Here is a 19,120-nt window from a genome sequence, read left to right on the forward strand (position 1 = left end):
GGCCCCACACCCTGATGAATCTTGGGAGGTCCCACCATGTGTGGAATCGCCGGTGAACTCCGGTTCGACGGACGGCCCGCGGAAGGCGACGCGGTCCGCCGGATGCTGCCGTGCCTGGAGTCCCGCGGTCCGGACGGCGAGGGCCTCTACACCGAGGGCCCGGTCGCCTTCGGCCATCGCCGCCTCAAGATCATCGATCTCTCCGACGCCGGCCGCCAGCCGATGACCGACGACGAGCTCGGGCTCACCCTGGTCTTCAACGGCTGCATCTACAACTACCAGCAGCTGCGCGAGGAGCTGCGGGGCTTCGGCTACACGTTCTTCTCCACCTCGGACACCGAGGTGATCATCAAGGCCTACCACCGCTGGGGCGCCGACTGCGTGCAGCGGTTCCTGGGCATGTTCGCGTTCGCCATCCACGAGCACGCGACCGGCACCGTGATGCTGGCCCGCGACCGGCTCGGCATCAAGCCGATGTACCTCGCCGAGACGCCCGGGCGGCTGCGCTTCGCCTCCACCCTGCCGGCCCTGCTCGCGGCCGGTGACGTGGACAAGTCGCTGGACAAGGTGGCGCTGCAGCACTACATGACGTTCCACTCGGTGGTGCCGGCGCCGCGCACGATCGTCAACGGGGTGCGCAAGCTGCCGCCGGCGACGGTCCGCATCGTCAAGGCCGACGGCACCTCGACTTCGCGGACATATTGGGAAGCGGACTTCACCCGCCGGCTGGACTACTCCCGCGAGCAATGGGCGCACGAGGTCGGCGCGGCGTTGCGCACCGCGGTCGAGCGGCGGATGGTCGCCGACGTGCCGGTGGGCGTGCTGCTGTCCGGCGGGCTCGACTCGAGCTTCATCGTGGCGCTGCTGGCCGAGCAGGGGCAGCGCGGGCTGACCACGTTCAGCATCGGCTTCGAGGCGGCGGCGGGCGAAGAGGGTGACGAGTTCGCGTACTCGGACGTCATCGCCAAGCAGTTCGACACCGTGCACCACCAGATCCGGATCGGCACGGAACGCTTCCTGCCCGCGGTGACCCGCACGGTGGCGGCGATGAGCGAGCCGATGGTGAGCCATGACTGCGTGGCGTTCAACCTGCTCAGCGAGGACGTCTCGCAGACCATCAAGGTGGTGCAGTCGGGCCAGGGCGCGGACGAGATCTTCGCCGGTTACAGCTGGTACCCGCCGCTGGCTTCCGTGCAGCGGCAGGGTGCGGTGGATGCCTATGCGGCGGAGTTCTTCGACCGTCCGCATAGCGACCTCGCTCACCAGCTCAGCCCGGAGTGGTTCCTCGACGAGGACGTGAGCCGGGACTTCGTGGCCGCCAGTTTCGGCCGGCCCGGCGCCACCACCAGCGTGGACGCGGCGCTGCGGCTGGATTCGCAGATCATGCTGGTGGACGATCCGGTCAAGCGGGTCGACAACATGACCATGGCGTGGGGGCTGGAGGCGCGGGTGCCGTTCCTCGATCACGAGCTGGTCGAACTTGCCGCCGCGTGCCCGCCCGAGCTAAAGCTGGCAGCGGGCGGCAAAGGCGTCCTGAAGGACGCGGCCCGCGGTGTGGTGCCCGACGAGGTGATCGACCGCACCAAGGGTTACTTCCCGGTTCCGGCCATCCGGCACCTCGAAGGGCCCATGCTGGACATGGTGCGAGATGCCCTTTATGCACCCGCGGCCAGGACACGCGGATTGTTCCGCCGGGAGTACGTTGACGCGCTCCTCGCCGACCCGAATACTCCACGCACCACCCTCGGTGCGAATCAGTTGTGGCAGCTCGCGCTCCTTGAGCTCTGGCTGCAGGACAAGGGGATCTAGCAAAGAAGAAGGAGGACCCGCATGACCGGTCAGCTCAACCGCGTCGACGTCACCGTGCTGCCGATGGGGTGGACGAATCTGGGCTCGGGACCCCTCCCTTCGGAAGTCAGTGGCAGCTGGTCGCCGGCGCTCAGCCCGGACGGCCGGCACGCGGCGTACGTCTCCGACCGCAGCGGCACCCCCAAGGTCTGGGTGCAGCCGGTCGGCAGTGAGCTGACCTTCCTGGTCGACACGGGCGAACACCCGGTGACCGGGGTGCAATGGTCCACCGGCGGCGGCTGGCTGGCCTGCCAGCTCGCGCCCGGCGGCGCGCCCCGGCACGAGGTCTGGCTGGTCCGGCCGGACGGCTCCGAGCTGCATCAGGTGGCCGGCTTCGGCGCCGAGACCGCGGACAACATGCGCTGGCTGCCCGGCCGGTCGCTGCTCGCGGTCACCGAAAATCTGACCACCGCGCTGGTCGTCGACCCGGTCACCGGCGCGCGGCGCGAGGTCGCCCGCGGCGAGCTGATCTCGCTCTTCGACGTCAGCCCGGACTGGTCGCGGGCGCTGCTGCGCTACGGCTCGCGCGGCGCCCGGCACATCGTGGTCCGCGACCTCGAGACCGGCGCCGAGGAATACGTGACGAGCGGCGAGGAAGCCGTCTTCGGCCCGGACGGCTCGATCTGGGCGCGCAGCGACGCCGGCGAGTTCCCGGTGCTGGTCCGGGATGCCGAGATCGTCGCCGGCCGGGACGACGCCGAGGTCGAGGCCTTCGCGCTGACCGCCGACGGGCGCAAGGCCGCGGTGCTGTGGAACCTGCGCGGCGGCCGCTCGGCGCTGTCCGTGCTCGAGGACGGCGAGCACCGGGCGATCGAGCCACTGCCCGGCTTCGTGGTGAGCGGCCCGTCCTGGTCCACCGACGGCAGCACGCTGGTCTTCACCGCCGAGGGTCCGGGGCAGCCGCACGGCACCTGGACCTTCGACGCGGACGGCCTGCACCCGGTGTCGGTCGAGGAGCCGTCGCCGAACGCGGTGCGGCCCACACTGGAGGAGTTCACCGGGCACGACGGGATGCCGCTGACCGGGTGGCTGTTCCGCCCGGCGGGTGCGGGTCCGCACCCGGCCGTGCTGTGGTTCCACGGTGGCCCGGAGGCGCAGGAGCGGCCCGGGCACGGCCCGCTGTTCCAGTCGCTGGTGGACCGCGGCATCGCCGTCTTCGCGCCGAACGTGCGCGGGTCGTCCGGCTTCGGCCGCACCTTCGTGAACGCGGACAACGGCGCTCGGCGCTACGACGCGATCGCCGACGTCGAGTCGTGCGTCAAGCACCTGGTCTCGACCGGGGTGGCCGACCCCGGGCGGATCGGCTGTATGGGGCGCTCTTATGGCGGTTATCTGACGCTGGCGGCGCTGGTCACGTACCCCTCGCTTTTCGCCGTTGGCATTGATGTCTGCGGCATGGCCAGCTTTGCCACCTTCTACGAGCACACCGAGCCGTGGATCGCGGCGGCGGCGGTCTCCAAATACGGCGACCCGGTGCGGGACGCCGACCTGCTGCACGACCTGTCACCGCTGACCCGGATCGACCGGCTGCGCACGCCGCTGATGGTGGTGCACGGCGAGAACGACAGCAACGTGCCGCTGATCGAGGCCGAGCAGGTGGTGGCGGCGCTGCGCGAGCGCGGCGTCGAGCACAGATATCTGCTCTTCCCCGACGAGGGTCACGAACTGCTGCACCGCGCGTCCCGGGCCGAATATCTGCGCGAGACCGTCGAGTGGCTCACGAAACACCTCGCACCCTGCGGAGTAGTTGCGCGTTGAGCGCCACGATGATCGTGGAGGCGGACATCAGCACGGCGCCCGCCGCCGGGCTGAGCGTGAGGCCGGCCGGGGCCAGCACCCCGGCCGCCAGCGGGATCGCCACCACGTTGTAGCCGGCCGCCCAGCCCAGGTTCTGCCGCATCTTGCGATAGGACGCCCGGGACAGGCGGCGGACACCGGCGACGCTGCGCGGATCGGAGGAGGCCAGCACCACGCCGGCCGACTCGATCGCCACGTCGGTGCCGGCCCCGATGGCCAGGCCGACGTCGGCGCGGGCCAGGGCGGGCGCGTCGTTCACGCCGTCGCCGACCATCGCCACGACGTGGCCGCGCGCCTGCAGACCGGCCACGGTCTGCTCCTTGTCGGCCGGCTGCACCTCGGCGAACACCTCGTCGAGGCCCAGATCCGCGGCGACCGCGTCGGCCACCGCCCGGGCGTCGCCGGTGATCATCGCGATCGTGCCGACACCCTGCGCCCGCAACTGCCGGACCGCGTCGCGCGCCTCGGGCCGCACCTCGTCCTCCAGCACGAAGGCCGCGAGCGCCTCCTTGCCGTCCCGCACCAGGTGCAGGATCGCCGCGCCGCGCGCCGGCCACTCGCCGGTGTCCAGCGGAGCCACGCCGAGCTCGCGCAGCAGGGCGGGGCCGCCGACCGCGTAACGCACGCCGTCCACGTCGGCCTGCACGCCACGCCCCGGCAACGATCGGAACCCGGTGGCCCGATTGTTGCGGGCTTGTTCTTGCTCTGCGTACCTAGAGGCAACACCCGGCGCCGGCTCCCCCGGCCCTTGCTCTGCATTCCTGGAGGCAACACCGATGGCCCGCCCGAGCGGGTGCTCGCTGTCCGCTTCCACCGCCGCCGCGATCCGCAGGACCGACGCCTCGTCCTGCCCGGCCGCCGGGATCACCGCGCTCACCCGATGCCGGCCCCGCGTCAACGTCCCGGTCTTGTCGAAGAGCACCGCGTCCACGACCCGCATCCGCTCCAGCGCCAGCCGGTCCTTCACCAGGATCCCGTTCTTGGCGGCCACCGCGGTGGACAGCGCCACCACCAACGGAATCGCCAGCCCGAGCGCATGCGGGCAGGCGATCACCAGCACGGTGACCGTGCGCACCACGGACTCCCCCAGCCCGCCGACCGCCCACCACACCACGAAGGTGACCAGCGCCGCCGCCAGCGCCACATAGAACAGCAACGCCGCGAACCGATCGGCCAGCGCCTGGGCCCGCCCACCCGCGGCCTGCGCCTGCGCGACCAGCCGCCCGATCCCGGCCAGCGCGGTGTCGTCGCCCACCGCGGTCACCCGCACCCGGACCGCCGAGTCGGTCGCCACCGTGCCGGCCACCACCCGGTCGCCGACCCCGCGCGGCACCGGCCGCGACTCTCCGGTGATCATCGACTCGTCGACCTCGGCCGCGCCCTCGATGACCGACCCGTCGGCCGGCACCCGCCCGCCGGCCCGCACCAGCACGACGTCGCCGACGACCAGCTCGCCGAGCCCGACCTGCTCGACGTCGCCGGACGCGGCGACCCGGTCGGCCACGTCGGGCAGCAGCGCGGCCAGCGCGGACAGCGCGTTCTGCGCCTGGCCGATGGCCTTCATCTCCTGCCAGTGGCCGAGCAGCATGATCGTGACCAGCGCCGCCAGCTCCCACCAGAAGTCCAGGTCGAACACGCCGGCCGCGGTGGCGATCGAGGCCACCCAGGCGACCGTGATGGCCATCGCGACGAGCAGCATCATGCCCGGCGCGCGCGCCCGGATCTCGTGCCACGCGCCGGTCAGGAACGGCCACCCGCCCCATCCGAAGACGACCGTGCCGAGCACCGGCCCGACCCAGGTCACGCCAGGGAAGTCCAGCTGATAGCCGAACCACTCCATGACCATCTCGCTGGTCAGCACGACCGGCACGGTGAGCGCGAGGCTCAGCCAGAACCGCCGCCGGAACATTTCATGGTGGTGATGCATGCCGTCGAACCTATACCCCCTGGGGGTATCTGGCAAAGGTCGGAACCAAAGCTGAGTCGACGAACACAGTGATGCCCGCGATACCGTCGAGCGCCGTCGTCAGCGCCACCACCCCGAACGGCGAACCGTGCCACCAGGCCAGCGCGCCCGGCTGCCCGTTCACGCCGACCGGGGTCATCCGCCAGGCGCCCGGCGCGTCCAGCGACCGACCGGCGGCCGCCAGACAGGTTTCGTTTCCCGCGAACCACGTGCGGTTCGGCACCAGCTCGAGCGTCGCGTCCGCACGCAGCACCCGTTCCAGGGCAGCCAGGTCGGCCGTCTCGAAAGCGGCCATGTAGGACGCCAGCAGTTCCTCCTCCCGAGGCGACGACGGACCGACCGCGCCCGGCGAGAGAGGCAGGACCGCCCGCGCCCGCTGCAGCGCGCTCTTCACCGCCGGCACGGTGGTGTCCAGCATCTCGGCCACTTCGGCCGCCGAGAAGACGAGCACCTCGCGCAGCAACAGCACGGCCCGCTGCCGCGGCGGCAGATGCTGCAGCCCGGCGATCAGTGCCAGCCGCAGGCTCTCCCGCTGCTCGGCCACCGCCGCCGGGTCGGTCGGGATCGGCTGGATCCAGGTTTCCGGCCCGGCCGGGTCGCCCGGCGCGTCCACGTCGTCCGCGGGCGCGCCGAGCCCGCTGGGCACCGCGCGCCGCCCGCGCCCGTCGAGTGCCGTCAGGCAGGCGTTGGTCGCGATCCGATAGAGCCACGTACGCACCGACGACCGCCCCCGGAACCCGGCCCATCCCCGCAGCGCCCGCAGATAGGTGTCCTGCACGACGTCCTCGGCCTCGTCCCACGACCCGAGCATCCGATAGCAGTGCGCCACCAGCCCGCGCCGCTCGGCCTCGAACCCGACGGTCAGCGCATCCGCCGCAGCCATGCCCCGAACCTCCCGATCGCCTCGTCCGCCACCGGCAGGTTCCCGGCCGCCATCTGGAACGTGTGCAGCTGCCCGTCGAACACGTCCAGCCGCACGTCCACCCCCGCCGCCCGCGCCCGCTCGACGAACATCAGGCTGTCGTCGAGCAGCGCCTCATGCCCACCGACCTGCACGAACGTCGGCGGCAGCCCACCGAGATCCGCCCGCAGCGCGTCGATCTCCTGCTTTCCCCCGGCCAGATACATCCGCACCAGCCCCGACACCATCTCCCGGGTGAACACGAGGTCATGCCGCGCATTGCTCTCATAACTCTCGCCGGTCAGCTCGAGATCCGTCCACGGCGAGATCAGCATCAGTGCCGCGGCCGGCTCCCGCAACGCCACCTGGATCGCCAGATTGCCCCCGGACGAGTCCCCGGCCAGCACGACTTCAAGATCAAGATCCCGCAACCACCGGTACGCGGTGAGCGCGTCCTCGATCTGCGCCGGACAGGGATGCTCCGGCGTCAGCCGGTAGTGCGCGAGCAGGGTTCGCACCCCGGCCGCCCGGGCCAGATGCCCGGCCAGTTTCCGGTGCGTGACGAGCGACCCACCGACGAAGCCACCCCCGTGCAGATAGAGGATCGCCCGGCCGTCCGCGGCCTCGGCCGGTTCGGCCCACAGCGCGGGCACCCCGCCCGCGTCGACGTCGCGGAAGCGCACCCCGGACGGCTCGGTGGTGACGTCGCCCCACGAGTCGTCGCCCTGCCCCACGCCCGACGACCAGCGCTCGTACATGCTTTCGATGATGTCCATGCCGGTGCAGACCGCGGCCGGGCCGGAAAGGAATCGGCGGATCTGCTTGACAGGCAAGTGCTGACTTGCCTATAACTGGTCAGTGGACGCAGAACCCGACCTGTTCAGGGCGATCGGCGACGCCACCCGACGCATCATCCTGGACGAGCTGATCGACCGCGACGGGCAGACGCTGTTCGAGATCTGCGGCCGGCTGACCATGAAGCACGGCCTGGCCTCGTCGCGCCAGGCCATCTCGCAGCACCTCGCGGTGCTCGAGCAGGCCGGCCTGGTGCGCACCCGGCGCCAGGGCCGGTTCAAGTTCCACCACATCGACACGAGCCCGCTGCGCTCGATCGCCGAGCGGTGGCCCATCGACCGAGAGGAACCGCACCCGTGATCCGCATCAATCTGACCAGCGTCTACGTCGACGACCAGGCCAAAGCGCTGGCCTTCTACACCGAAAAGCTGGGCTTCACCAAGAAGACCGACGTGCCCACCGGCGAGTACCGCTGGCTCACCGTGGTCTCCCCGGCCGCACCGGACGGCGTCGAGCTGCTCCTCGAGCCGGCCGGCCACCCGGCCGCGGCCGCGTTCAAGAAGGCGCTGGCCGCCGACGGCATCCCGTTCACCCAGTTCGCCGTCGACGACGTGCCCGCCGAGGTCGAGCGCCTCAAGGGGCTGGGTGTCGAGTTCACCCAGGACGCGACCGACATGGGTCCCGTGGTCACCGCCGTGTTCGACGACACCTGCGGCAACCTGATCCAGCTGGCCGCCATGAAGTAGTGACCGGACGCACGTGTGTCCTGCGCCCGATTCGTTGCGATCCCGCACCCGGCCGGACAAGGCTGGGTCCGAACGCGCGACACGGCAACCGGAAGGCAGGACATGCGGCCCAACTCTCGAGGCTGGGCGGTTTGGGCTGTCGGTCTTTCGGCATATGTCCTGGCCGTGCTGCACCGCACCTCGCTCGGGGTGGCCGGGCTCGACGCCCAGGACCGCTTCGGCATCGGGGCCGGCACGCTGGCCTCGTTCGCGGTGCTGCAGCTGCTGGTCTATGCGGCGCTCCAGGTGCCCGCCGGCGTGCTGCTCGACCGCTTCGGGTCGCTGCGCATGGTGGTGGCCGGCGCGCTGGTGATGGCCTCGGGGCAGGCGCTGATGGCGTTCTCCGAGGACGTGACCGGTGCGGTGATCGCCCGGGTGCTGGTCGGCGCGGGTGACGCGATGACCTTCATCAGCGTGCTGCGGCTGGTGCCGCAGTGGTTCCCGGCCCGGCGCGTGCCGGTGCTCACCCAGCTCACCGGCCTGGTCGGGCAGCTCGGCCAGATCATCAGCGCGGTCCCGCTCGCCTTCCTGCTCGCCGGGCCCGGCTGGTCGTCGGCATTCGTCGGCGCGGCGGCCGCGGGCGTGCTGGTCGCGGTGCTGGCCCTGCTGGCGCTGCGGGACTCCCCGGAGCGCCGGATCAGCTCGGGCCCGGCGATCACGCCGCGGCAGCTGGGCTTCGACCTCAAGCACGCGTGGCTGCACCCGGGCACCCGGCTGGGGCTGTGGACGCACTGGACCACGCAGTTCACCGGCACGGTGTTCGCGCTGATGTGGGGCTTCCCGTTCCTGATCGCCGGCGAGGGCCTGGCGCGCGGCACGGCGAGCGTGTTGCTGACGCTCTTCGTGCTGACCGGCATGGCCGCCGGGCCGGTGATCGGGGTGCTGGTGCAGCGGCATCCGCTGCGCCGGTCGTGGCTGGTGCTGGGCGTGGTGGTGGCCAACGCGCTGGGCTGGGGCCTGGTGCTGTCCTGGCCCGGTCCGGCGCCGCTGCCGGTGCTGGTGCTGCTCGTGCTGGCGCTGGGCCTGGGCGGGCCGGGTTCGATGATCGGCTTCGAGTTCGCCCGCACGTTCAACCCGCCGAGCCGGCTGGGCACCGCCACCGGCATCGTGAACGTCGGGGGCTTCACCGCGTCGCTGCTGACCATCATGCTGGTCGGGTTGATCCTCGACGCGCGCACCGGCGGCACCGCGGACTACGACCTGGCAGACTTCCGGATCGCGCTCGCCGTCCAATATGTGGTCGGTGCGATCGGTGTGATCGGCATCCTGCGCACCCGGCGGCTGGCCAGGCGAAAGATGGCCGAGGACGGGGTGGTCGTGCGTCCGATCCGCGAGATTCTGGCGGAACGCCGAGGTTTGGCGATTCGCCGCGCGGAGAAGGCAGAGGCTTCCGCCGTGTCCGAAACAGACGTGAACGAACCAAGTATGGGGCCGAGGAGGACATGACTGAGCACGCACCGGACCGTTTCTGGACCGGCATCGACATTCCGAAAACTCTGGCGGGCGCACTCGCCGCGGTCTGCGCGGCAGTGATCGGCTCGTTCCTGGGCGTGGCCGGCACCCTGGTCGGCGCGGCCGTGGCGAGCGTGATCGGCTCGGTCGGCACCGAGATCTACCACCGGTCGCTGCGCAAGGGCGCCGCGAAGTTGCAGGCCACGCTGGCGCCGACGTTCGTCAAGGCGCCGGCCGCGGTCGGCACCCCCGAGGTGGCCGCGGCGACCGAGGACGACTCGCCGTCGCACACCGTGCCGGAGGACGAACGCAAGGGAAAGCTGCGCTGGAGCCGCATCGGGCTCGCCGCCGCGGCCCTGTTCGTGCTCGCCATGGGCACGCTGACGGCGGTCGAGTTGATGGCCGGCAGGTCGGTGGCGTCGATGGTCGGCGGCGACTCGTCGGGCACGACGACGCTGAGCAGCGTCACCGACGGCGGCTCGAAGAGCGGCGACACGCCGGCGCCGGCGGTTTCCGAGACGCCGGCCGCGCCCGCCACCGAGGACGGTTCGGAGCCCGGGTCGACACCGAGTTCCGCGCCCACCGGCACGGACTCGGGCACGCCGACCGACTCACCGACGACCGATCCGGCCACCGAGACACCGACGACCGATCCGACGCCGGACTCCGGTTCGGACGAGCCGCCGGGTGACTCCGGCGGGGCGGCCGGCGACGGCGGTGGCGCGAGCGGCGGCGCGGCTGGCGAGGCGCCCGCGGGAGGGAGTGGCGATGCGGGGCAATGACGTGTTGCTGGAGGCGTTCGGGCGGCTGCCCGAGCTGGTCGAGACGGCGGTCGCCGGGCTGAGCCCGGAGGACCTGCGGCACGCGCCGGCCAAGGGCGCCAACACGATCGGCTGGCTGGTCTGGCACCTGACCCGGGTGCAGGACAGCCACGTCGCCGAGCTGCTCGGCGCCGAGCAGATCTACACCGAGGGTGGCTGGGCGCCGCGGTTCGGGCTCGAGGCCGGATCGACCGACACGGGGTACGGCCACGGCCCGGCCCAGGTGTCGGACGTGGCGCCGGAGAGCGCGCGGACGCTGATCGACTACTACGCGGCGGTGCACGAGCGCACGGTGGCCTACCTGGGCCGCCTGTCCGACGCCGACCTCGACGAGGTGGTCGACGAGGCCTGGGATCCGCCGGTCACCCTGGGCGTGCGCCTGGTCAGCGTCTATGACGACGACGCGCAGCACGCCGGGCAGGCCGCGTACATCCGGGGTCTGATCTCCTGAGACGACGAAAGGGCCCGCCACCTCTCGTGGCGGGCCCTTTTCGCGTCTGCGTCAGGTGGAGGACGGCTCGGTGAGCGGCAGCCGCACCATGAACCGGGTGTTGCCCGGCTCCGACGCGAGGGTGATGTCGCCGCCGTGCCGGTTGACCACGATGCGGTAGGAGATGTCCAGGCCGAGCCCGGTGCCCTCGCCGACCGCCTTGGTGGTGAAGAACGGCTCGAAGACCCGCTTCTTCAGCTCCTCCGGCACGCCCGGCCCGGAGTCCCCGATCGAGACGACGAGCCGCTCCTTCTCCTGATAGGTCTTCAGGGTGAGCGTGCCGACACCCTTCATGGCCTGCACCGCGTTGTCGATCAGGTTGGTCCACACCTGGTTGAGCTCGGCCGGATGCGCCGGGATCTGCGGCAGGCTGCGGTCGTAGTCCTTGACCACCTTCACGCCGTCGCCGATCTTGTGGGTGAGCATCACCAGCGTGCTGTCCAGCCCGCTGTGCACGTCGATCCACTGGTGCGCGGCCCGGTCCATCTGCGAGTACTGCTTGGCCGCGCCGACCAGGCTGGAGACCCGGCTGGTGGCGTCCTCGATGTCGGTCATCAGCTGCTCGGTCTCGAGCGCGTAGCCGAGCCAGTGCGCCGCCTGGTCGAGCAGCTTCGCGTCGCCGACCTTGCGCTCGATGTCGTTGAGGCAGTCGATGTCGAGCCCGGCCTGGGCGAAGACCGGCGCCAGGTCCCAGCCACCGGTGATGTTGTGCTCGTCCATCCACTCGCCGAGCTCGTCCTCGAGGTCGGAAGCCTGCATCGCGGTCAGCTGAGGCGCCTTCGCGGCCTTCTCGATGACCTCCTCCTGCAGCTCGACCAGCGCGTCGAGCCGGGCCGGGTCGACCTTGCCGTGCGCCAGCATGCCGAGCTTGTGGCGCATGCCGGCGACCCGCTGCCGCAGCACGCCGGTGGCCCGGGAGGCGGCCGCGGCCGGGTTGTTCAGCTCGTGCATCAGTCCGGCGGTGAGCGAGCCCAGCGCGGTCAGCCGCTGCCGTTCGCTGATCGCGGCCTGCGAGTTGCGCATGCCCATCGCGAGGCCCTCGAGCAGGTGGATCGCCATCGGGAACCACTCGCGGATCATCTGGCCGAAGTCCTGCGCCTCGAGGACGTAGAACTCACAGTCGTCCAGCGCCCGCATCGACCCCATGTATGCCCGCTGCAACCCGTCGTCGCGCAGGTAGGCCTGGGTCGCGCCCATGTAGACCCCGCGCTGCTCGGTGCGGTTGGTCTCCACCTGGTCCCCGCCGACGTTGCGGGTGAGCTGGATGGTGCCGCTGAGCAGGATGAAGAACTTCTCCGCCGGGTCGCCCTCGCGAAGGACGTATTTGCCCGCGGGGACCCGCATGGTGCAGCCGTGCTCGGCGATCCACTCGCGCTGCTCGTCGCTCAGCTTCTCGAAGAGGAAGAGGGACCGCAGCTCGTCCGGGGTGAGCTGGCCCGGTTCACAGGGTTCGAGAATGATCTCCTCGATGTCGGTCATTGCGCCTCCAGATAACGGTGCACGAGCGTGACGGCCATCGCTCCCTCGCCGACCGCCGAGGCCACCCGCTTCACCGAGTTGGCCCGGACGTCGCCGGCCGCGAAGATGCCGGGAACGCTGCACTCCAGGTAGAACGGATCGCGGTCCCGATCCCATCCCTTCGGGCGCGTGCCATTTGTCAAAAGATCCGGGCCGGTGTAAACGAAGCCCTTCTCGTCCCGCGCGACCGCGTCGCCGAGCCAGTCGGTGCGCGGCTCGGCGCCGATGAAGACGAACAGGTAGCCGCACTCGACGGTGGTGCTCATCCCATTCTTACCGTCGCAGATCGTGATCGCCTGGAGATGCCCCTCACCCTGCGCGCCGATCACCTCGCACCGGGTGCGCACGTGCACGTTCTCCCGGTTGTGGAGCTGCTGGATCAGGTAGTACGACATCGAGGCCTCGAGCGAGTCGCCGCGGACCAGCAGCGTCACGCTCTTCGCGAAGCGGGAGAAATACATCGCCGCCTGCCCGGCCGAGTTGGCGCCGCCGATGATGAAGACGTCGCTGCCCTCGCAGGCCGGGCCCTCGGAGGACGCCGAGCCGTAATAGATGCCGGAGCCGGTGAGCTCGGGCACCCCGTCGGCCACCAGCGGGCGGTAGGCGACGCCGGTGGCGAGCACGATCGAGTGGGCGGACACCTCGCCGCCGTCGGAGAGCGACAGGGTGCGGGCCGAGCCGTCCGTGCGCATCCCGATCACCTCCCGCGTGTTCAGCACCTCGGCCTCGAACCGGCCGACCTGCCGGCGGGCGCGGGTGGTGAGGTCGCCACCGGAGATGCCGTCCGGGAAGCCCAGATAGTTTTCGATGCGCGAGCTCTGCCCGGCCTGGCCGCCGACCGCCTGCCGCTCGACCAGCAGCGTCTTGAGGCCCTCGGAGGCGCCGTAGACCGCCGCGCCCAGCCCGGCCGGCCCGCCGCCGACGATGATCAGGTCGTAGAAGTCGCGGTCCGGCGCGGTGGACAGCCCGGCCGCCTCGGCCACCTCGGTGGTGCTCGGCTGGGCCATCGCCCGGCCGTCCGCGGTGACCACCAGCGGGATCGCCTCGGGACCGACCCCGGCGGCGTCGAGCAGGCGCCGGCCCTCGGGCTCGTCCGCGGAGAGCCACTTGTAGGGCACCAGGTTGCGGGTGAGGAAGTCGCGGAGCGCATATGACGGCTCGCTCCAGCGGTGGCCGACCACCCGGATGTCCTCGACCTCCCGGTCGCCGGTCGCCTGCCAGGCGTCCAGCAGCGCGTCGAGCACCGGATAGAGCTTCTCCTCCGGCGGGTCCCAGGGCTTCAGCAGGTAGTGGTCGACGTCGACCTGGTTGATCGCCGAGATCGCCGCGTCGGTGTCCGCATATGCGGTGAGCAGCGCCCGCCGCGCGTTGGGGAACAGGTCCATCGCCTGCTCGAGGAACTCGATGCCGTTCATCTGCGGCATCCGGTAGTCGGCCAGCATCACCGCGACCCGGCCGCCACGCAGCTTGAGCTCGCGCAGCGCGTCCAGGGCGTCCGAGGCCGCGGAGGCCCGGACGATGCGGTAGTTCTCGCCGTAGCGGCGGCGGAGGTCGCGAGCGATGGCGCGGGAGACGGAGGGGTCGTCGTCGACGGTCAGGATCGCGGGATGGCCCATGGGTGCAACCTTCAGCTGTGGGAGAACGTCGGGGCGTCCGGGACGGCGAACGCGACCTCGTCGACGTAACACCACCACCAGTTCTCGCCCGGCTCGAACGACTGCACGAGCGGGTGTTCGTCGTCGTGCGCGTGCTTGCTGGCGTGCTTGCCCGGCGAGGAGTCGCAGCAGCCGACGTGGCCGCAGGTCTCACAGAGCCGCAGGTGCACCCAGCGGCCACCGGCGGCGAGGCATTCCACGCAGCCGTCGCCGGACGGCGTGACGTCCTTGGCCTCGCTCAGGTGGGTGCAGGGCGAAGAGGTCATGAATCAGGTCCTTCCTAACTGTCCAGCAGGTCCGCGTACTCCGGGTGGCGCTCCAGATAGCTGGTGACGAACGGGCAGGTGACCCGGACCGGGGTGGCCCGGTTACGGGCGTCGTCCATGGCCGCGGACGCCAGCCGCCCGGCCAGGCCCCGGCCCTCGAAGGCCTGATCGATCTCGGTGTGCGCGAGCTCAACGATGCCACCGTGGCGGCGGTAGTGCAGCACCCCGGCGACCTCGCCGCCGAGCACGATCTCGTAGCGCTGCCGCTCGAAGCTGTCCACCACCGTCGCGTCGCCGGCGTCGCCCTGGCCGACCTGGGCGCTGCCCTCGACCCGCAGCTTGCGCCGGGCCCGCTCGTAGAACGATGTGCCGCCGAGCCGGATCACCTGGGCGGCCGCCGGGATCGGGATGATCTCGAGCTGGTCGCCGGCCGCCGCGTAGCCCTCGATGATGCCGTCCACCTCGACCGCCAGGCGGCCACTGGTGGGCAGCACGTCGAGCTCGAGCCGCTCGTCGAGGGAGAGCATCAGCGAGCGGTTGAAGGACGAGTGCGCGGCGGAGGCGCTGACGATCAGGCCCTCGACGTTCGGCGAGACGATCGGGCCGCCGGCCGAGAAGCTGTACGCCGTGGAGCCGGTCGGCGTGGCCACGATCACCGCGTCGGCCGCGTAGCTCACGAAGTTCTTGCCCTCGACCCCGATGCCGACCGCGGCCAGCCCGTCGCCGGGCACCCGGACCAGCGCGATGTCGTTGAACGCCGACACCTCCTTGCCGCCGGGCAGCACGGTGCGCACCGCCATCCGCGACTCGACGGTGAATTTGTGCTCGTCGATCGCGGAGAGCGCGCCCGGCAGGTCGGGCAGGTCGACCTCGGCGAGGAAGCCCAGCCGGCCCACGTTCACCCCGAGCACCACTGTCTTGCGACCCTCGACCAGCCGCATGGTGCGCAGCATCGTGCCGTCGCCACCCAGGCTGACCAGCAGCCCGGCGCGCTCGACCATCTGCTCGGAGGTGACCGCGATCGCGTCGCAGTCGATCCGGTTGATCTCGTCCTGCAGGCCCAGCACGGTCACGTCGCGCGATTTCGCCCAGGCCACGATCGCGTCGATCGCCGCGCCGCAGTCCCGCCTCGGGTGCAGCACCAGCCCGACCACCTTGACCATGCCCACGGCGCACACCCCTCATCCGCGACCCGTTTACCGGCGTCCACCCTTGCACGTCCGTGGCCGCTCCGGCGAACGTGCGCCGCCACCCACCCGTACGGTCCTCGGCGGTTGTTTCCGAGGGATTTCTTGACACGTTGTTAATAGATAGACAAACTCCGATCAGAGAGCGCTCTCCCTCATCCCCTGATCCGTAAGGACATCCCCATGGCCCGTACGTACAAGGCGATCCTGGTGGCGGCGGCAGCCGTCACGGCGGTCGGTCTCACTCCCCTGATCAGCTTCGCCGGCGAGAAGCCCGCCACCCCCGCGGCCCCGGCCGTCCGGCCGGCGCTCGGAATCGAGCCCGGCATGCTCGCCGCGATGCGCCGCGACCTCAAGCTCGACGACGACCAGGTGGCTCAGCGGCTGCGCACGGAGGCCGCCGCGCCGGTGGTCGAGAAGCGGCTGCGCGCCAAGCTGGGCGCCCAGTTCGGCGGCGCCTGGATCCCGGCCGGCAAGAGCCGGCTCACCGTCGCGGTCACCACCGAGGCGGCGGCCGCGGCGGCCCGGGTCGAGGGCGCCGACGCCACCGTGGTCAAGCGCGGCGAGTCCGACCTGGCCGCGGCCCGGAAGCGGATGGACCAGCGCGCCAAGTCGGCGTCCAAGGACGTCCGCGGCTGGTACGTGGACGTCGCCACGAACAGCGTCGTGGTGATGGCCAAGCCCGGCGCCGAGGCGGCGGCGAAGAAGTTCGCGGCGGACAGCGGCGCGGGCGCGGTCAAGGTCGTGACCGCCGAACAGCCGAAGACGATGTACGACACCCGCGGCGGCGACCAGTACGTGATCAACGGCAACACGCTCTGCTCGGTCGGCTTCGCGGTGGCCGGCGGCTTCGTCACGGCCGGGCACTGCGGCGGCACGGGCAGCCCGACGCTGGGCTACAACAACGTCGCGCAGGGCACGTTCGCCGGCTCGTCCTTCCCGGGCAACGACTACGCCTGGGTGCGCACGAACGCCAACTGGACCTCGCAGCCGTGGGTCAACAACTACGCCGGCGGCAACGTCACCGTGGCCGGGTCGGCGGACGCCGCCATCGGCTCGTCGATCTGCCGCTCCGGGCGTACCACGGGGTGGCGTTGTGGCACTCTGCTGGGCCGCAACGAGACCATCAACTACGCACAGGGCTCGGTCTCCGGCCTGAGCCGCAGCAACGCGTGCGCCGAGCCGGGCGACTCCGGCGGCTCCTGGATCACCGGCAACCAGGCGCAGGGCGTGACCTCCGGCGGCTCGGGCAACTGCACCTCGGGCGCCACGATGTGGTTCCAGCCGGTGAACGAGATCCTCGGCGTCTACGGCCTCTCGCTGACCACCACCGGCGGCGGTGGCTCCGGCCAGGCGGTGATCAGCAACTGGCACAACAAGTGCCTGGACGTGCCGAACGGCAACTTCTCGGACGGCGTCCGGGTGCAGATGTGGACCTGCAACGGCAGCGCCGCGCAGCGCTGGGAGTCGATCAACGGCACCCTGCGCACGTCGAACAACAAGTGCCTGGACGTGGCCTGGGGCTCGACCGCGCCGGGCGCCGTGGTGCAGATCGTCGGCTGCAGCGGCAACCCGGCCCAGCAGTGGGTGCACACCGCCGCCGGCGACCTGGTCAACCCGCAGGCGAACCGGTGCCTGGACATCGACGCCTGGAACGCGAACGACGGCGCCGTCATGATCATCTGGGACTGCACCGGCGGCGCGAACCAGAAGTGGCGCCGAGGCTAGGGAAAACTCTCCGAAGAAAAGCGTTATCGCAGGTCAGAATCTTTAACAAACTTTAATGATGTTCCGAAGGAACGGCGCTGGTCACTTTCTCATCGATGATCGTGACCATGCGCCGTTTCCGAACACTCCTCCTCTCCACCGCCGCGGTCGTCGCCGCGGCGGGCACCGTCTGGATCGCCCTGCCGGCCTCCGCCGCCGCGGCCACCGCCACGATCAGCAAGACCTCCGAGTGGGGTTCCGGCTGGCAGGGCGACGTCACGATCAACAACCAGGGCAGCGCCGCGATGAGCTCCTGGAAGGTCGAGTTCGACCTGCCCGCGGGCGGCACGATCGGCAGCTTCTGGGAGGCGGACATGACCGCCTCGGGGGCGCATCGGACGTTCACCAGCCGCGCCTGGAACGGCTCCGTGCCGGTCGGCGCGAAGGTGTCCTTCGGTTTCATCGCCTCCGGTGGCATGCCGATCAACTGCAAGCTGAACGGCGCATCCTGCACCGGCGGCGGCGTGGTCGCCCCGCCGCCGGCGACCGCTCCCACGACGGTGGCCCCCACGACGGCGCCTCCGGTGGAGAACCCGCCACCGCCCACCACGACGCCGCCGACCACGACGAAGCCGGCCGACAACCCGCCGCCGGCCGCGTCCAACCTGCTCCCGGTGACCGTGACCAACCGGACCGGGCGCAACGAGGCGGTCTTCCTCTATGTGCTCGGGGTCAACCTCGGCACCGGCAAGCTCGGCTACGTCGACGCGGGCGGCGGTTTCCACAACTGGACCGGCGGCCAGCCGGTGCCGGTGCCCGCGCCGGACGTGGCGATCCCCGGACCGGCCAACGGCGCCGGCACCACCATCAAGGTGCCGAAGGGGCTGTCCGGCCGGATGTACATGTCCTTCGGCCGCAAGCTGGACTTCCGGCTCAGCACCGACGGCCTGGTGCAGCCCGCGCCGTGGGCCGGTGGCGACCCCAACCGGGACATCCTCTTCGACTGGTCGGAGTTCACCCTCAACGACTCGGGGCTGTGGCTGAACAGCTCGCAGGTGGACATGTTCGCCGTGCCGCACGTGGTCAGCGTGCAGGGTGGCGACGGGCGCACGTCCAAGACCGGTGAGCTCAAGGCCGGCGGCCGGCAGCGGGTGATCGACGCGATCAAGGCCCAGCCCGGCTTCGACAGGACCATTCAAACCCGGTCCGACGGTACGGTGCTGCGCGTGCTCGCCCCCGGCAAGGCGGCGGACTCGGGCGGCTTCGACCCGGCGTACCTGGATCCCTACATCACGTCGGCCTGGAACGCGTACACGTCGAAGACGCTGACCGTGGTGCCCTTCGGTGATCGGCCGGACGTGCGCTTCGCCGGGCGCACCCAAGGGAATGTCATGAATTTCACCGACTCGACCGGGCGGACCGTGGCGTCCTTCACCAAGCCGAGCACGGCCAACGTGTGGGGCTGTGACGGCGCCCTGGGCGCCCCGAACGACCAGGTGGTCGGGCCGATCGCGCGGACTCTGTGCGCGGCCCTGCACCGGTCCACGCTGGGCACCATCGACACCCAGCCGGGGGGCACCGCGGCCGACTTCTACAAGGGGTCACTCACGAATCACTATTCGCGTTTGATTCACCAGAACATGGTCGACGGCAAGGCGTATGGATTCGCCTTCGACGACGTGCAGAACCAGGAGTCGCTCGTGCACTCCGGCGACCCGCGGGCGGCCGGCATCGAGCTCACGCCGTTCTAGAAAGTCCCCGCCAGAGCCCGGCGCGTCAACCGAATTTCCAACTTTCGGCCGGACGCGCCGGGTTCTTTACGTCCTCGCAATAATGCGTTTCCGCGGGCTGTGACGGGAAGCACGGAAATGCATTCCGGGGAATTGTCCTCCGCGCCCGGGGCTTGTCGTCAACTGTGCAAGACGACCACCA

At 70.9% G+C, this 19,120-nt stretch carries 16 protein-coding genes; 9 read left to right on the forward strand and 7 right to left on the reverse strand.

Annotation, left to right across the window (positions count from 1 at the left end):
* Positions 1-36: 36 nt before the first annotated feature.
* Positions 37-1,809 (forward strand): N-acetylglutaminylglutamine amidotransferase, encoded by a 1,773-nt coding sequence (locus tag ACZ6TI_RS33695; RefSeq protein ID WP_465349249.1) that lies wholly within the window; start codon positions 37-39, stop codon positions 1,807-1,809.
* A gap of 21 nt (positions 1,810-1,830) precedes the next feature.
* Complete coding sequence (locus ACZ6TI_RS33700; protein WP_465349250.1) at positions 1,831-3,606, forward strand: S9 family peptidase; 1,776 nt, start codon at positions 1,831-1,833, stop codon at positions 3,604-3,606.
* On the opposite strand, the gene ACZ6TI_RS33705 is transcribed toward ACZ6TI_RS33700, so the two are convergent.
* From ACZ6TI_RS33705 to ACZ6TI_RS33715, 3 genes are read right to left on the reverse strand one after another with little or no spacing between them, the layout of a single operon-like run.
* Entirely contained in the window at positions 3,566-5,572 is a 2,007-nt protein-coding gene (locus ACZ6TI_RS33705) for a heavy metal translocating P-type ATPase (protein ID WP_465349251.1), read from the reverse strand. The two genes, ACZ6TI_RS33700 and ACZ6TI_RS33705, sit on opposite strands and share 41 nt — an antisense overlap.
* Before the next feature lie 10 nt (positions 5,573-5,582).
* Positions 5,583-6,494 carry an RNA polymerase subunit sigma-70 gene (locus ACZ6TI_RS33710; RefSeq protein WP_465349252.1) on the reverse strand — a complete coding sequence of 304 codons (912 nt, stop codon included), beginning with the start codon at positions 6,492-6,494 and terminating at the stop codon, positions 5,583-5,585.
* Positions 6,473-7,345, reverse strand: a complete 873-nt coding sequence (locus ACZ6TI_RS33715; RefSeq protein WP_465349253.1) for an alpha/beta hydrolase — start codon at positions 7,343-7,345, stop codon at positions 6,473-6,475. The genes ACZ6TI_RS33710 and ACZ6TI_RS33715 overlap by 22 nt, the downstream gene beginning before the upstream one ends.
* Positions 7,346-7,370: 25 nt before the next feature.
* On the opposite strand from ACZ6TI_RS33715, the gene ACZ6TI_RS33720 reads away from it, so the two are divergent.
* The 5 genes from ACZ6TI_RS33720 to ACZ6TI_RS33740 all read left to right on the forward strand — a co-directional run bounded on the left by ACZ6TI_RS33720 (position 7,371) and on the right by ACZ6TI_RS33740 (position 10,816).
* The gene (locus ACZ6TI_RS33720) at positions 7,371-7,667 is read left to right on the forward strand and encodes an ArsR/SmtB family transcription factor (protein ID WP_465349254.1); all 297 of its coding nucleotides are present in this window, start codon (positions 7,371-7,373) and stop codon (positions 7,665-7,667) included.
* Complete coding sequence (locus ACZ6TI_RS33725) at positions 7,667-8,053, forward strand: VOC family protein (RefSeq protein ID WP_465349480.1); 387 nt, start codon at positions 7,667-7,669, stop codon at positions 8,051-8,053. The genes ACZ6TI_RS33720 and ACZ6TI_RS33725 overlap by 1 nt, the downstream gene beginning before the upstream one ends.
* 102 nt (positions 8,054-8,155) lie before the next feature.
* Positions 8,156-9,538, forward strand: a complete 1,383-nt coding sequence (locus tag ACZ6TI_RS33730; RefSeq protein WP_465349255.1) for an MFS transporter — start codon at positions 8,156-8,158, stop codon at positions 9,536-9,538.
* Positions 9,535-10,326 carry a hypothetical protein gene (locus tag ACZ6TI_RS33735; RefSeq protein ID WP_465349256.1) on the forward strand — a complete coding sequence of 264 codons (792 nt, stop codon included), beginning with the start codon at positions 9,535-9,537 and terminating at the stop codon, positions 10,324-10,326. Before ACZ6TI_RS33730 ends, ACZ6TI_RS33735 begins: the two co-directional genes overlap by 4 nt.
* Positions 10,313-10,816: a mycothiol transferase gene (locus ACZ6TI_RS33740; protein WP_465349257.1), complete on the forward strand. Its 504-nt coding sequence runs from the start codon at positions 10,313-10,315 to the stop codon at positions 10,814-10,816. Before ACZ6TI_RS33735 ends, ACZ6TI_RS33740 begins: the two co-directional genes overlap by 14 nt.
* A 51-nt stretch (positions 10,817-10,867) precedes the next feature.
* On the opposite strand, the gene ACZ6TI_RS33745 is transcribed toward ACZ6TI_RS33740, so the two are convergent.
* Genes ACZ6TI_RS33745 through ACZ6TI_RS33760 form a run of 4 tightly spaced genes read right to left on the reverse strand, consistent with a single transcriptional unit; the run spans position 10,868 to position 15,457 of the window.
* Positions 10,868-12,334, reverse strand: coding sequence for an ATP-binding protein (locus ACZ6TI_RS33745; RefSeq protein WP_465349258.1), 1,467 nt, complete (start codon positions 12,332-12,334; stop codon positions 10,868-10,870).
* Complete coding sequence (locus ACZ6TI_RS33750; protein WP_465349259.1) at positions 12,331-13,989, reverse strand: NAD(P)/FAD-dependent oxidoreductase; 1,659 nt, start codon at positions 13,987-13,989, stop codon at positions 12,331-12,333. Before ACZ6TI_RS33750 ends, ACZ6TI_RS33745 begins: the two co-directional genes overlap by 4 nt.
* A gap of 11 nt (positions 13,990-14,000) precedes the next feature.
* Positions 14,001-14,294, reverse strand: a complete 294-nt coding sequence (locus ACZ6TI_RS33755; protein WP_465349260.1) for a UBP-type zinc finger domain-containing protein — start codon at positions 14,292-14,294, stop codon at positions 14,001-14,003.
* A gap of 14 nt (positions 14,295-14,308) precedes the next feature.
* Positions 14,309-15,457: an N-acetyltransferase gene (locus ACZ6TI_RS33760; RefSeq protein ID WP_465349481.1), complete on the reverse strand. Its 1,149-nt coding sequence runs from the start codon at positions 15,455-15,457 to the stop codon at positions 14,309-14,311.
* Positions 15,458-15,664: 207 nt separating this feature from the next.
* Here ACZ6TI_RS33760 and ACZ6TI_RS33765 point away from each other — a divergent pair, with 207 nt between their 5' ends.
* A complete protein-coding gene (locus ACZ6TI_RS33765) occupies positions 15,665-17,209 on the forward strand; it encodes a ricin-type beta-trefoil lectin domain protein (protein WP_465349261.1) in 1,545 nt (514 codons plus the stop codon).
* Positions 17,210-17,316: 107 nt separating this feature from the next.
* Positions 17,317-18,939 (forward strand): beta-1,3-glucanase family protein, encoded by a 1,623-nt coding sequence (locus tag ACZ6TI_RS33770; protein WP_465349262.1) that lies wholly within the window; start codon positions 17,317-17,319, stop codon positions 18,937-18,939.
* The last annotated feature ends 181 nt before the right edge of the window (positions 18,940-19,120 follow it).

Source organism: Actinoplanes sp. NPDC051388 (assembly GCF_055586225.1).